The sequence below is a fragment of the Archangium minus genome (assembly GCF_044360475.1).
GTDB lineage: Bacteria > Myxococcota > Myxococcia > Myxococcales > Myxococcaceae > Archangium > Archangium minus.
In genome coordinates this window covers 10,126,510-10,140,021 of record NZ_CP043494.1, presented here as the reverse complement: position 1 = coordinate 10,140,021, position 13,512 = coordinate 10,126,510, and the positions used below count along the sequence as shown (strand labels likewise).

General features: G+C 66.7%; 15 protein-coding genes. 5 read left to right on the top strand and 10 right to left on the bottom strand.

The window, feature by feature from the left end; genetic code table 11:
- Positions 1–429: 429 nt before the first annotated feature.
- Positions 430–2,142, bottom strand: a complete 1,713-nt coding sequence (locus F0U60_RS41430) for a DUF6311 domain-containing protein (protein WP_395808261.1) — start codon at positions 2,140–2,142, stop codon at positions 430–432.
- A 64-nt stretch (positions 2,143–2,206) separates the two neighbouring features.
- Complete coding sequence (locus F0U60_RS41425; RefSeq protein ID WP_395808259.1) at positions 2,207–3,001, bottom strand: helix-turn-helix domain-containing protein; 795 nt, start codon at positions 2,999–3,001, stop codon at positions 2,207–2,209.
- Positions 3,002–3,149: 148 nt separating this feature from the next.
- Between F0U60_RS41425 and F0U60_RS41420 the strand changes: the two genes are divergently transcribed.
- Both F0U60_RS41420 and F0U60_RS41415 read left to right on the top strand, forming a co-directional pair.
- Entirely contained in the window at positions 3,150–3,554 is a 405-nt protein-coding gene (locus tag F0U60_RS41420) for a hypothetical protein (protein ID WP_395808257.1), read from the top strand.
- A 31-nt stretch (positions 3,555–3,585) separates the two neighbouring features.
- Positions 3,586–4,410 (top strand): alpha/beta fold hydrolase, encoded by an 825-nt coding sequence (locus F0U60_RS41415; RefSeq protein ID WP_395808255.1) that lies wholly within the window; start codon positions 3,586–3,588, stop codon positions 4,408–4,410.
- 30 nt (positions 4,411–4,440) lie between these two features.
- Here F0U60_RS41415 and F0U60_RS41410 read toward each other — a convergent pair whose 3' ends face one another.
- Positions 4,441–5,283 carry a nuclear transport factor 2 family protein gene (locus F0U60_RS41410; RefSeq protein ID WP_395808253.1) on the bottom strand — a complete coding sequence of 281 codons (843 nt, stop codon included), beginning with the start codon at positions 5,281–5,283 and terminating at the stop codon, positions 4,441–4,443.
- A gap of 95 nt (positions 5,284–5,378) precedes the next feature.
- Between F0U60_RS41410 and F0U60_RS41405 the strand changes: the two genes are divergently transcribed.
- Together F0U60_RS41405 and F0U60_RS41400 are read left to right on the top strand one after the other, a co-directional pair.
- Positions 5,379–5,993 (top strand): TetR/AcrR family transcriptional regulator, encoded by a 615-nt coding sequence (locus F0U60_RS41405; protein ID WP_395808251.1) that lies wholly within the window; start codon positions 5,379–5,381, stop codon positions 5,991–5,993.
- Positions 5,994–5,996: 3 nt separating this feature from the next.
- Complete coding sequence (locus F0U60_RS41400; RefSeq protein ID WP_395808249.1) at positions 5,997–6,965, top strand: D-2-hydroxyacid dehydrogenase; 969 nt, start codon at positions 5,997–5,999, stop codon at positions 6,963–6,965.
- Here the strand turns inward: F0U60_RS41400 and F0U60_RS41395 are convergent.
- Positions 6,959–7,447 (bottom strand): HXXEE domain-containing protein, encoded by a 489-nt coding sequence (locus tag F0U60_RS41395; RefSeq protein ID WP_395808247.1) that lies wholly within the window; start codon positions 7,445–7,447, stop codon positions 6,959–6,961. The genes F0U60_RS41400 and F0U60_RS41395 overlap by 7 nt on opposite strands.
- A gap of 162 nt (positions 7,448–7,609) precedes the next feature.
- Here F0U60_RS41395 and F0U60_RS41390 point away from each other — a divergent pair, with 162 nt between their 5' ends.
- Complete coding sequence (locus F0U60_RS41390; RefSeq protein WP_395808245.1) at positions 7,610–8,599, top strand: AraC family transcriptional regulator; 990 nt, start codon at positions 7,610–7,612, stop codon at positions 8,597–8,599.
- On the opposite strand, the gene F0U60_RS41385 is transcribed toward F0U60_RS41390, so the two are convergent.
- The 6 genes from F0U60_RS41385 to F0U60_RS41360 form a co-directional block, all read right to left on the bottom strand.
- The gene (locus F0U60_RS41385; RefSeq protein ID WP_395808243.1) at positions 8,586–9,008 is read right to left on the bottom strand and encodes a VOC family protein; all 423 of its coding nucleotides are present in this window, start codon (positions 9,006–9,008) and stop codon (positions 8,586–8,588) included. The two genes, F0U60_RS41390 and F0U60_RS41385, sit on opposite strands and share 14 nt — an antisense overlap.
- Positions 9,009–9,082: 74 nt before the next feature.
- Positions 9,083–10,039 (bottom strand): RimK family alpha-L-glutamate ligase, encoded by a 957-nt coding sequence (locus tag F0U60_RS41380; protein ID WP_395808241.1) that lies wholly within the window; start codon positions 10,037–10,039, stop codon positions 9,083–9,085.
- Positions 10,036–10,782, bottom strand: coding sequence for a hypothetical protein (locus F0U60_RS41375; RefSeq protein ID WP_395808238.1), 747 nt, complete (start codon positions 10,780–10,782; stop codon positions 10,036–10,038). Before F0U60_RS41375 ends, F0U60_RS41380 begins: the two co-directional genes overlap by 4 nt.
- A gap of 42 nt (positions 10,783–10,824) precedes the next feature.
- Positions 10,825–11,505, bottom strand: a complete 681-nt coding sequence (locus F0U60_RS41370) for a hypothetical protein (RefSeq protein WP_395808236.1) — start codon at positions 11,503–11,505, stop codon at positions 10,825–10,827.
- A 294-nt stretch (positions 11,506–11,799) separates the two neighbouring features.
- The gene (locus F0U60_RS41365; RefSeq protein ID WP_395808234.1) at positions 11,800–12,882 is read right to left on the bottom strand and encodes a hypothetical protein; all 1,083 of its coding nucleotides are present in this window, start codon (positions 12,880–12,882) and stop codon (positions 11,800–11,802) included.
- 184 nt (positions 12,883–13,066) lie between these two features.
- Entirely contained in the window at positions 13,067–13,261 is a 195-nt protein-coding gene (locus tag F0U60_RS41360) for a hypothetical protein (RefSeq protein ID WP_395808232.1), read from the bottom strand.
- Positions 13,262–13,512 lie beyond the last annotated feature (251 nt).

Sequence of the window (13,512 nt, the reverse complement as noted above, 5' to 3'; positions counted from 1 at the left end):
GCTGCGAGCCGGAGGAAGGCCGGGACGGAGGCCGCTTCCAGCCAGGCGACATGGGCATGGAGGGCTCCGAGCAGGGAGTCCGACTCCCCCAGCCGGGGCTCCTGGAGTCCCTCCGGCCGCCGGCCGTCGTTGGAACACGTGCGGTAGGTGCAGACGGCCTTGGGAGCTCTTGGCGTCCAGGGTGATGGGGCCGAACACGCAGTCCTCGACGGGATCGTAACAGGCCGTCAGTGGGAGCGCGGGCGCGGCGAGCAGCAGGTGGTAGAGCGTGCGCCGCAGCAGACGGTTCTTCGGGAGCGACTCGTACTTCTGGTGGGACATCGGACCCCCCTCTTTCAGGGATGGGTCCAACCTCCGGCCAGGTTGGAACGGACGCCACCAGCCTACACGCTTCGAGCGGGTGGGCATAGAAACCCGGAGTGGATGCACTCATTTCAATGCCTCACTGAGTGCATTGCCCCTGCCCGCGGCGACACAGACGAGCACTCCGTCCAGGGAGCCACAAGTGGCTCGGCCCGCGGTGTCCTCCTGGAATTGCGCGGCGACGGAGCCATGGATGACGTAGAGGGTGGCCGGGTCGAGCCGCCCCTGGCGCATGTCACGCTCCAACTCCTGACAGTAGGCCAGCGTGCGTTGCTCATTGACCCGGGCCACGTAACCGGCGTTGAAGGTCATGCCGGCCTGCCAGGCCTGCCATGCGAAGGGGAGGCTCTCCTCGGTGGAGAACGTGTGGTCGGGTGGGCACCCATGTCCGGTGCCATCCACCATGACGGTGGGGTAGAGGACGACGTGCCGGTAGTGGCCGGTGGCAAGGCTCCAGAAGGCGCTGCCTCCTGGAATCTCGAGTGACTGGGGTTCGAAGCGGGCGCCCCCACGCAGGTCGTCGGGGACCTCGAGCGCCTGGAGGGCGAGCGCCAATCCCAATGCACCCGCCGCGGCGCGGGGGTGATGGCGGAGCAGGCGCAGCAGCGCGGCCACCGCACCGGCCATGAGCGCGTAGTGCAGAGGCCAGATGAAGCGCCCCGGCGCGCGGAAGATCTTCCCGAGCGGCTCGAACGTCACCTCGTACAAGCGCTCGTAGGAGAACACGGTGACTTGGGCGAGCTGGATTCGTGCCGAGAAGGCGAACAGGGCCAATAACAGGCACGCGGCCACCAGGGGCCACAGGCGTCGTGGGAGCAGTGGCCCCTCCTTCCTCCGCACAAGGAGGGCGCCCCCGGCGATGGCTCCCAGTCCGAGCACGCCCAGCCCGAGGTAGGCAATGCCTTCGTATTGTCGACGTCCGATAGGGAAGGCTGGGAGGAAGCGGGACAGGCCGGCCGGGTCGATGAAGGTGAGGAGGTTGGAGGAGAAGTAGTTGTAGCCGAAGGCCTCCGTGGTGACGCCGGAGAAGAAGCCGAAGAGCGCCATGATGCCGAGTGCCACCACGGGCATCCCGATGGCCCAGGCGACTGCTCGCCGCGCGGAGAGGTGCTCATCCAGGAGCCACAGGCGCACGGTGAGGGACAGGGCCAGGAGCAGGTTCATGACCGCGAGGTAGACGTGGACGCCCGCGGACAGGGCGATGAAGAACGTGGCGAGCGTCAGGGTCCGCGTGGCGGTGCGCGCGTCGGGGCACGGCCGCAGGTACAGCCAGAGGAAGACGAGCACCAGCCAGTGGGCACACAGCGAGACATGGCTCAGGCGCGAGTTGAGGGCTGGGGAGAGGACGAAGAGCGTGCCCGAGAGGAGTTGCAGCAGGGGGCGCGGGGTGAAGCAGGCGGCGATGCGAGCGCCGAAGAAGCCCTGAAGGGCGAAGCAGAGGGCGAGCCACGGTCCATGCACCTGGAAGACGGTGGGCAGCCAGGGGGAGAGCAGCTTGAAGAAGGTGCTCAGCCAGGGCGTGGCATCGGTATAGGCCAGCGAGGTGCCGATGGGGTGGAGGTAGCCCGGTGCCTGTCCGAGTGGGAGGCCCCATGGGGCGCTTCGGCTATAGAGCCAGCCGAACAGCGGCGGGGCCCAATCGTCGCGCATCATCCACGAGACGGAGGTGGGATCGATCGTGGAGGGGCCAATGAGGTACGTCCCCCAGGCGAGACCCGCCACCGCACACAGGGCAAGGACCCACCACCGAGGTGCGGAGGCGGGCGTTGACTCAGACATGGCCCCGCACGCTAGACCAGTAGGAGGGTCGCGGGGGAGGGGCGGGCGACCGTTGGTGGCGCCGTCACGCGTCCGCGCGTGCACCGTTCTCGGCGAGCCGCCGCAGCAGTTCGGCGGTGGGCCGATCCGCGGGGAAGAAGGATTCGATCGCCAGTTCGGAGAGGGTGATGTCGATGGGGGTGCCGAAGACGGTCGTGGTGCTGAAGAGCGACAGCACGCCGTACCGGGTCTTCAACCGCATCGGGACGACCACTCCCGCGAAGTCTTGTTCTCGTGCGGGGCCCGTGGGCTGAGAGGCTCCGCTCTGAGTGGCACCTTCGCGGAGCTCCTTGTGGAGCGCGGCGAGGGTCTCATCGGCGGAGGCGTCGATCTGTCGCTGGAGCCGCGTGAGCACGTGGGCCCGCCACTGCTCCAGATTGACGATGTTCCGGCCGAGACCGTCGGGGTGCAGGCTGAGCCGAAGGACGTTGACAGGAGGCTGGAGCAGCTCGGGTGGGACGTCGGCGAGGAGCACGCCGACGGCGCGGTTGGCGGTGATCAAGGTCCAGTGCCGATCCACGGCCAAGGCGGGGTAGGGCTCGTGACCGGAGAGGACGAGCTCGACCGCTTCCCGTGCGGCCCGGAGAGCAGGTGCATCGAGGCTCTCCTCGGAATAGACGGGGGCGAACCCCGCGGCGATCAGCAGCGCGTTGCGCTCACGCAGGGGGATGTCGAGCTCCTCGGAGAGGTGGAGCAGCATCTCCCGGCTCGGCTTGGAACGGCCGGTCTCGAGGAAGCTGACATGCCGGGCGGAGACGTCCGCACGGCAGGCCAGGTCGAGCTGGCTGAGAGAGCGTCGCTGGCGCCAGACGCGCAGCATTTCTCCAACGGGGCGGCTTGGGAGCGTCATGTCCCGAAGATAGGGCCTGGACGTAGTGCCACCAATTACCTCCGACGTAATCGACACCGGAACTGGCGCGGCGCACTTTGTGTCTCGACGCGAACCCATCCCAATGGAGGACACACACATGAGCGCAATGACCGCTTCGAATACCCTGCTGGGCCGTGCACTGCTCGCCGACGGAGTCGTCAGTGGAGCCACGGGCGCCCTGATGTTCGTCGCCGCCGGCCCCCTGAGCCAGTTGCTGGGGCTGCAGACCACCTTGCTGCGGACGGCGGGCTTCAGCCTGCTCCCCTTCGCCGCCCTGCTGGTGTACCTCGCCGTGCGGCCCCGTGTCCCGCGTCCGCTCGTCTGGGGAATCGTGGGCTACAACCTGCTGTGGGCCATCGACAGCCTCCTGCTCCTGACGACCGGGTGGGTCTCACCGACGCTCTGGGGCTATCTCTTCACCGTGGTGCAGGCGCTGGCAGTCGCCCTCTTCGCCGGGTTGCAGTACGCCGGACTGAGGCACTCTCGCGCGGCGCTGGCCTGACATGTTTCCCGACTTCGACCGAGGTGACGTCATGGAAAGACAGAACATTCGGACTCGCGACGGCGTTGACCTGTTCTACAAGGATTGGGGCACGGGCAGGCCCGTCGTCTTCCTCTCGGGCTGGGCGCTCTGCTCGGACATGTGGAACTACCAGATGGTCCCCCTGTCCGAGCAGGGCCTGCGCTGCATCGCCTACGACCGGCGCGGACATGGCCGCTCCGGTGACCCGGGGCGTGGTTATGACTACGACACGCTGGCGGATGACCTGGCCGCTGTTCTCGAGGCGCTCGACCTGCGCGAGGTCACGCTCGTGGGCCACTCCATGTCCAGCGGCGAAATGGTCCGTTACCTGTCGCGCCACGGTGCCGGGCGGATCGCTCGCCTCGCCTTCGTCGCTCCGGCGGCCACGCCGTTTCCGCTGAAGACCGCGGACAATCCGGAGGGAATCGACGCGAGCGTCTTCGAGTACGCCCGTAACCAGTTGATGCTTCGGGACTTTCCGAAGTGGCTGGCCGACAACGCCCGTCCGTTCTTCACCGCGGAGACGTCGCTTGAGATGATGGAGTGGATCATGAGCCTGATGCGGCAGTGCTCGATGAAGGCTGTCATTGAGTGCAATCGCTCCGGGACCACCACGGACTTCCGGGCCGAGCTGCCTCGCATCAGGCTCCCGACCCTGGTCATCCACGGCGACAAGGACGTGTCCGCCCCCCTCGAGCTCACCGGACGGAAGACCGCGCAGCTCATCCCAGGCAGCAGGCTCAAGGTGTACGAAGGTGCGCCGCACGGCCTCTTCGTGACTCACATGAACCGTCTGAACTCGGACCTGCTGGCCTTCGCGCGGAACGACGGCTGAACGGATGGACGCCGGCCGCCCCTGCCTGGGTCAGGGGCTCGTCGCCCTTGCCACCGCGAAGCTGTCCTCGAAGAGCCGGTAGCGAACGATGAGGCCGTTCCGTATCGTCAGGTGGAGGGCGAATTCACTGTCGATGATTTTGCCCGTGCTCTTGACCCGTGATTCCAGATGGCCCAGCGCCACGGCCTCATTGCCTTCGACGACGAGCGAGCGGACCTCGAAGCGGAGTGGTTCGACCTGCTCCCGAAGCTCGCGGAGGAAGGCCGCAACGCCAGCACGCCCCTTTCTTTTCCCTATCCAGGGAACCCGCTGGGTGTCGCCTGGAATATCCCAGTCGATGTCCTCGCTGAACAGCGACGCGATGGCGTCCGGCTGCGCTCCCGCTCGCAGGCGTTCGAAATAAGCGCTGGCGATGGCGCGGGTATCCGCGTGCCCCGCGGCTTCGCCCCGTAGGAGCCGGATGCGCTCCAGGTCCTCGCTGGTGAAGTCCGGATCGACATAGATATGAACGCGCCGGATCAGCGGCCCATCGAATTCAAAGACGTTGCAGAAACGGCCCTGGGATATCTCATTGTCCGGCCAGTGCACACCGGCGCGCGTCACGCCGCGCTCCGTCCCCTCGACCACGATGCTGTCGCCCGAGACCACATAACGGAAGCCCTCGATGTCGTGCTCGATGCTCTCCAGGTAGTTCGTGAGCCGTTGCGAGAACCGCGCGAGCTCGGCCTTGCCTCGGCTCACGCCAAACTTGGGGAAGAACAACTGCACGTCGTCGGTGAAGAGCTCCATGAGTCCAGGGTCTCTGAGATTCACCTTCCTGAAATAGTCCTGGACCGTCCTCAACCGGCTGTCGCTGTCGGGCTGCTCTGCCATACCGCCTCCGTTTTGTATGAACGACTACAGAAATAGGGAGCTTGATGGAGAGCGTCAAGAAGTTCTATAGCCCTGGCTACAGAAATAGGGCCGACATGTCGAACCGAGGAAGACCGCGCAGTTTCGATCGCGAGCTCGCACTCCAGCGCGCGTTGGAGGTGTTCTGGGCCAAGGGGTACGAAGGCGCACAGGTCGCCGATCTCACCTCGGCCATGGGCATCAATCCGCCGAGTTTCTACGCGGCCTTCGGCTCGAAGGAGGCTGCTTTTCGCGAAGCGCTCGAGCTCTATCTGGGCACGGCGGGTGCCGGCAGCATGCGAGCCCTGGAAGAGGCGGAGACAGTCCAGGAAGCCATCGAGGCCATGCTGAGGGCGAGCGTGGAGAGCGCGCTGGCGGCTCCCCACGCGAAGGGCTGTCTGGTGGTCTTGGGGCTCGTCAACTGTGCTCCGGACAACGCCCCGCTTGGCGGCCACCTCACGGAGATGAGGCACACCACCTTCAGGCTGATCCATCAGCGAATCGAGCGAGGCGTGCGGGAGGGAGACCTGCCCGCCCACGTCAACACGCAAGCCCTGGCCGCCTTCTATTGCACCGTCATGCAGGGCTTGTCGCTACGGGCCAGGGATGGCGCCCCTCGCGAGGAGCTTCTCGGTACGGTGACCTTGTCGATGGGCGTCCTGAACGGCCGCACTGGAGCACGACGCGTCTGACCCATGAACATTGACCACCTGCTGGTCCTAGCGGATCCCTCGTCGTCCTACCTGAAGCACCTCGAGCGGCTGGCCCCGAGAATCACCCTCACCGTGGGCCTTTCTGAAGAGCGCCTGGTCCCGGCCATCGAACAAGCCCAGGTGCTCTTGGTTGGCGCGCAGAAGAAGGAGTTGCTGCGCACGCTGCTGCCACGGGCCAGAGCCCTTCGATGGATTCACGCCCTCTCCGCGGGAGTGGAGAACCTCCTCTTCGAGGAGCTCATCCACAGCCCCCTGCCCCTCACCAACTCCAAGGGGGTCTACAGCGGTTCGCTCGGTGAGTTCGCCCTGGCCGCGATGTTGTTCTTCGCGAAGGATTTGCGCCGTCTGGTGCGCCAGCAGGGCGAGGCGCGCTGGGAACAGTACACCCCCGTGGAGCTGCGTGGTCGGACCCTGGGCATCCTCGGGTACGGAGACATTGGCCGCGCGGTCGCGGAACGCGCCAGGCCCTTCGGTATGCGCGTCCTGGCCTGTCGGCGCCGGCCGTCGCGGAGCGAGGGCGATTCCCTGGTGGACGAGGTGTTTCCCCTCGAGCGGAGGCTGGAGATGATCGCTGCCTCGGACTACCTGCTCCTGGCCATGCCCCACACGCCCGGAACACAGCGGCTGATGGGTGAAGCGGAGCTGCGAGCGATGAAGCCACAGTCCGTGTTGATCAACATCGGTCGCGGCAGCACCGTTGACGAACAGGCGCTGGTGAAAGCCCTGGAGGAAGGACGCCTGCGAGGGGCCGCGCTGGATGTCTTCGAGACTGAGCCGCTGCCGCCAGGGCATGCCTTCTGGCGGCTCGAAAACGTCCTGCTTTCACCTCATTGCGCCGACCAGACGCCCACCTGGAGGGATGATGCCGTGGCGTTGTTCCTGCGTAACCTCGACCGGTTCGAGAAGGGCGAGCCGCTGCTGAACGTCGTGGACAAGGAGGCGGGTTACTGAATTTGACGTCCCACCCAGAAGAGCACGGGGAGCGAGGCCGCCACCGTGGGCACCACCACCGCCGCGCCCCAGGCGATGGCGCGGCGGGTGAGCACTCCTTCTGCCAACGCCCGGCGCAGCAGCAGCGCGTTGACCGGGAGGTTGAGCATCAAGGCGGTGACCACGCCCGGGGCGTAGCGGTGCATCAACACAGTGGCCAGGACGTGGGGCAGCAGCACGTTGAGCAGCATGAGAACCCAGCTCCCGGCGGCGAGCGCGAGCCAACGACCCCCGCGCCTCGACGCCATCCACGTCAGCCACCACCCCGCGGCCGTCACCACCCCCACGGCGAAGTGGAACTCCCCCGTGCCCACCGGCGGGTGGAGTGCCCCCGCCTGCTGCGACCACCCCGGTAGCCAGAGCGCCTCCTCCAGGTTGTGGAACGTGAGGGCGAAAGGGAAGAGCCACAGGGCACGGCTCAGGGGAACGGTGTCAGTCGACATGGGAGCCTCCGGATGCGCGGAGCGGCACCGGTCGCGGGCCACCTCCACGTCGCTCACCTTGCGCCTGGCGCTGGGGAGTCCGCAGTGGCGGGGAGCGACAAGCGCATGTCTTGGCACGACAACTCCGTTCCGCTCCGGGTTTGGCTCGGGCAAGCTGTCTCCATGAGCGCATCGGTGCTCCTCACCCGGGTGGTGCTTGCCGCCGCGGAGCGAGCGGGCGTACGGACCCGGGAGTTGGCCGCCGCCGCGAGGCTGGACCTCTCGCTGCTCGAGGACCCAGACGCCCGCGTGCCGCACCCTGTCCACCTCGCCGTGTGGCGGGAGTCCGTCGCACGCAGCGGGGATGAGTGTTTCGGAGCGCGCGTGGCCGAGCTGCTCGTCCCGAGCGCCTACGGGGTTGTGGGCTACGCCTTCGCCGCGAGCGCCACCCTCGCCGAGGCGTGGGAGCGCATCGCCCGGCACTCCCGCCTCCTTTACGACGAGGTCCGGTTGACGCGCGAGGAGCACGGGGACGAGGTGACGCTCGGCTATGTGCTCGCCGGCCGGGAGGGGCCGGACGCCCTCTATGAGGCGGCGCTCGCGAGCCTCACCCTCAATGCGCGCCGTCTCTCCGGGGGAGCGTTCCGCGCCTTGCGCATCACCCTCCGGCACCGGGCCCCGCCCCGACGGCTGCCACAACTGCTGGGCGCGCCCGTGCTCTTCGGGCAGACGGAGGATGCCCTCGTGCTGGCCCGTGAGGCGATGTCTGTCCCCGTGCGTGGCGCCGACCCGCAGCTAGCGGCCATCCTCGAGCGGCACGCGCAGGACCTGCTGCAGCGACTGCCGCCCTCCAACGACGACCTGGTGCAGCAGGTGCGGCGAGTGCTGGTGGACGCCCTGCCCGATGGGCTGCCCGATGCGGCCACGGTGGCGGCGCGGTTGGGGCTGCACGTGCGCACCCTTCAGCGGCGTCTCCGCGAGCGGGGTCTCTCGCTGCACGTGCTCGGGGATGAGGTGCGCCAGGAGTTGGCGCGCGTCCACCTCGCCAACCCGCGACTGCCGTTGGCGGAGGTGGCCTTCCTGCTCGGCTTCTCCGAGCCGAGCGCCTTCCACAAGGCCTTCCGGCGATGGACAGGCCTGTCCCCTGGTGCCTTCCGTGTCAGGAACTCTTGACCTTGGCGCTGTTGAACATCCAGCTGATGCCGAACTCGTCACAAACCACGCCAAACAGTTCACCCCAGGGGGCATCGAAGAGCGGTTCGATGACCTTGCCGTTCGTCGCCAGCGCGTCGAAGCATCGCCGCGCCTGATCAGGATCATCGAATTGGAGGGCAACGCTCACGCTTCCGCTCTGCGGCGGCGCCTCCTCGTTGGGGCTGTCGCTCATCATCAGAAGCGCATCGCCCACGCGCAGCATCGCGTGCATGACCCGGCTCTTCATCGCGGCGGGACAGCTCTGGTTGACGTCTCCAAACCGCTGCAGCGTCTCGAGCTTCGCGCCGAGGGCACGCTGGTAGAGGGCGATGGCCTGCTCGGCCCTTCCGTTGAGGATGAAGTAAGGGGTCGCTGCCTTGATCGTCATGACGGTTCCTTCTCGGTTGAGAAAACGGCTCCCCATGGGAGCCTCAGCCCATGGACGGCCGAGCCGGCTCGAAATCATCGGTCATCCCGTCGATTTCGCGATTCGGCTGCTCCCCACCAAAGGTAGCGGGCGATCGCCTCCGAAATGGGCTGCCCCGCGTTCTCCTCGAAGTAGCTGAAGGCCGGGCTGGGATTCACCTCGAAGCAGAAGACCCGCCCCTCGCTATCCCGCTTCAGGTCGATGCCCGCCAGCGGCAGCTCCAGCGTCGCGGCCAGGCACACGCACCGCTCCGCCAGCTCCTCCGGAAGTTCCACCGGCTCGAACTCCAGGTGCGAGGCCCCCTGCTTGCGCGCGTAGCGGTAGTCCGTCACGTCCGTGGTGATGGCCGTGGCGAACACTTCATTTCCCACCACGTGCACCCGGATGTTCGTCCCGTCGATGAACTCCTGGAACTGCACCGGGCACCACCGGATGCGGTGCAGCCGCGTCAGGTCCTCCTCCTGGAGCTGTCGGACGATGGAGCGCACCCCGCTGATGGACTTGAACACGATGCGTCCTTTCCTCTCGCGGAAGTCCAACACCTGCTCCGGATCATTCGTGATGAGCGTCTCCGGGATGAGGAAGCCAGACTCTCGGATGAGCTGGGCTTGATAGGGCTTCGAGGCGTTCGACTCCATCGGGCGGTTGCGGTTGACCACACGGCAGGGCGCCAGCTCGCACCAGCTCCGCAGCACCTCGTGCAGCCGCGCACAGTGTCGATGGGCCTCCGAGCCGGGAGACTCGCCGCGCAGCTCGGGCAGCAACTGCTCGTCCATCAGTCGGGTGTAGACCCCCCGAATGTCCTCCAGCGCGTACTCCCGTCCCTCCAGCACGAGGGTTCCCGTCAGGGTCCCGCCCCGCAGCTCGTACGCGATGTGCGCCGACTTGAAGTGTCGTTGATTGAAGAAGAGGTGGGGAAGCCCCAGCTGCTCGACCCGCGCGAGCACCCGAGCCATCGGAGGCTCCGAGGGAATGCCGCAGAGGAGGATCATGACTGCACCTCCGTTCCCGCGCGCAGTTGCCGCGCCAGGTGGTCCAGCAGGGCGGGACCGCCCGGTCGGAGGTCGGGGAGGGGCGTGGCCCCCGTGAAGACCCAGGGCTCCACGCCGTTATTCGCGAACGAGAGGCCGAGCAGGGACGTCCGGGCGAGGGTCGCGAGCTGGATGCTGCCTTCGCGAATGGTGGCGGGAACGGGGGGGCCGAAGAGCTCGCCCTCGAGGACGAGGAGGCCCTGGTACCCCAGGAGGGCTGGGCCGGGCTGTCCGCGGAGGGCGCCGTTGTCCTCGCTCGATTGGTGGAAGGAGACCACCGGGAGGCCCGCTCGGGATGCAAGCCAGGTCCACTCGCTGGGATGTCGGTACCGCCCTGCCAGCGCGAGCGCCGACGGACGGTTGATGACCCGCCCGGGAAGCGACTGCAGCCAGCTGGCTATGAACGCCCCCAGCTCCTGGGCGGCGTAGTCCCGGTCCACCGGCGATGCGGCCAGGAGGTGCTCGGTGGGCAGCATCCCGAGCCGGTTGAGCACGCCCTGGACGTCCTCGCTGTGCAGGCGCCGGTGGGAGGGGAGGTCGAGCTCGAACGACGCTCCTCGCGAGGAGAGGTGGTAGCGCCAGCGCGGGCTATACATCAGCTCCTCCGCGCTGATCAGCTCCAGGGGGCTCAGCCCGCGAGCCTTCAGGCCCTGGTAGGCCCAGAGAGCGGAGGGGTCGCCCAGGTTGCACAGGATCAGCCACATCGAGAGTCTCCTCCAATCAGGGTTCAGGCTGGGTGTTGGACCTCATGACTCGCGGGGCTTCTCGGTGTCCTTGGCATCCTTCGCCTGCTTGGCATCGCGCGCGTTCTTCTCGAGCTGCTGGGAGAGGGCCTTCTTCTCCTCGGCATCGGCCTCGCTGGCGAGCGCCGAGGCTCCCAGGTTCGGGCGGAGCTGCGGGTCGATGAAGTGGGCCAGTTGCGCGACGGTCTGTTCCAGGCGCTCCATCCGGGCTTCCATCGGGCTCGGGTTGGAGACTTCGGTGTTCTTGGGGTCGACCTCCACGACGGCCTTCTCCAGGGGGAGCTTCTCCAGGGCCACGTCCTTCTCCAGGGGGAGCTTCTCCAGGGCCACGTCCTTCTCCGGGACTCCTTTGTCCTGGATGGCCGCCTTCTCCAGCAGGTCCTTGCGGTCCTTGGTGAGCTCCTTCTCCTTGGCATCCTTGGTGTCCTTGCGGTCTTTCGTGAACTCCTTGGCGTCCTTGCGGTCCTTGGTGAGCTCCTTCTCCTTGGCGTCCTTGGCGTCCTTGCGGTCCTTCGTGAACTCCTTCTCTTTGTCCTTGTCCTTGTCCTTGGCGATCTTCTCGAGCTCCTTGTCCTTGGCGATCTTCTCGAGCTCCTTCTGGGCCTTCTCCGGGGAGGGTTTCACGACCGCGGGCGTGTTGACATCCGGCGTCGTCTCTTGAGAACTCTTGTCTTGCTCGCTCATGTCTGTCCTCCTGAAAGCCTTCGCGAAGTAGCGTTGGCTCCACCCCCATTACGTTGAGCGGAAGAAACAGGATTTTGGCGAGCCGGGAGCCACCAAAGCTTGGTCCGTCTCCGGGTGAGCTCCGTCAGACGGTGCATCACATTGGCCGGAGCCCAACTCCCCCCGGAGTACAGGGTCGAGGCAGTCCGGCTGGTGCCGCAAAGTAGCGGCGGTGTATCAGGTGAGCGTGGTAGGTACGGCAGCCCGCGCTTGCCTGAAGAGGCGCCGTTTCGTGCAGACGTAACCCGGGTAAACTCAGTCGACAACATGGGGGCGAGTCCGGGTGTGACGCCGACGCCCACCTCGAAGCCAGGGCCACACGAGCACTGGCAGTGCCACAAGGGCGCCTGGCGCCGAGGTGCAGCCCAAGTCTGTCGTCCAGGGTCCCTCCGCGTCCTCGTCCGGGTCTTTATTTTCCTCGGGAGGCACGAGTCCCTCCAAGGGGAGCGTCGCGGAGAGGAAGTCCAGGTGCGTGGCCTTCACCGTCGCGGTTCCTCCGGTGCCGCCAGGGCGGAAGTACACGCGCTGTTCGGAGGCTCCCGCGCGGAGGAGAGCGCCCGGCACCGGGAACCTGCAGGCCGCATCCATGTGGAAGCGGCCCGCTCCCTCCGTGACGGCCAGGGCCACCATCATCGTGTACGGTGCGGGGGCGGGAGCCTCGGAGACGGAGCTTTGCAGGGACACGTCTACAGCGATGCACCCCGAGGAGGTCTCTCCGTCACCGGGTCGCCGGAGCTCCAGTCGGCTCGCCATGGGCGTGGTGCTCACCCGCACGTCATCGAAGTCGAGGGTGCCGATGAACTCCCCTTTGTCCGCCCACGGCTCGCCTACCACCAACCTGTTCATCACGTAGTTCGTGCCGCGCCAGTCGCGCCCGGAGAGGGCCCCCTGCTCGACGCCGTCCACCCACAGCCTTGCTTCTCCGGCAGCGGTGCCCAGTCCCCGAGCGTGGATTTCGACCAGGTACCACCGCTCCTCCTCCACTCGCGAGCCATGGAAGCTGACGTAGGTTGCCTGGTCCGAGCCATTCCTCCCCGCCAGCTCCCAGATGGGGCCTGGCGCCAGCAGCCGCAGTTCCACCTTGGCCGGCAGGGCCTGCAGGACCACCATGCTCCCGGGCGTGCTGACATTCCGCAGTCGCAGCCACGTCCGGATGAAGAACTCCTGGGTCAAGGCGTCACGCACGGCGTTGGCGTTTGCCTGAGAGCCCGCGTTGCTGGTGCGATCGACCACGGTGAGGCCGTATTGTCCCCGGTGCGCCCCCGCCGTGCCGCTGGTGAGGGTATTGGGGCTGCTGGCCCCAGTGCTGTCCCACCGGCCCTCGGGAGTGTCGCTCACGCGCAGCGTTCCCGTTTCAAAATCATCCGAGAACCAGTCTCTGGGGGCAGCGGCGCCAGGCAGGGGCTGGAGGAGCACGCAACTCCCCAGCACCATGCCCAGCCACGACCGTCTGACCCTTCCCGCGAGCATCCTGACGCAGTCTAGTTCCATGGCTCGAGGATAGGGCACGTGGACCTCAGGATTAGCGGAGGACCGTCAGGTTCAGGGTGGTCGCGTTCATTCCCACCATCTGGTAGGGCGCACCGTTCAGGTAGAGCTGCTTGCCCTGGCGGTAGAGAAAGTTGGCGGGAACTGCTTCGGGTAATGCGGTGCACGCGGCCAGCAGGAACAGGGAGCAAAATCCGATGACTCGGCGGAAGGGGAGGGCTGCTCTCATGAAATATTTCTCGGGGGTTGAGAGCGCCGTTTGAGAGCGCTTGCGGCTCTTTTGAGCAAACTTAGGGCCAATTCATGTGTTCCTGAATTCCTGAGACTTATGTGGTTCCTCGTGCATGCCAGGCCAGCTCTCGCGCTTCACCTGTCCTCTCCCGAGGACAGGACCTGTTCGCTCGACAAGACAGGTTCTCGGTCGTGGAGAGGTCAGCGGCGTTGGTCAGCCTTCCACCACATCGCTCGTCGAAGGAGATG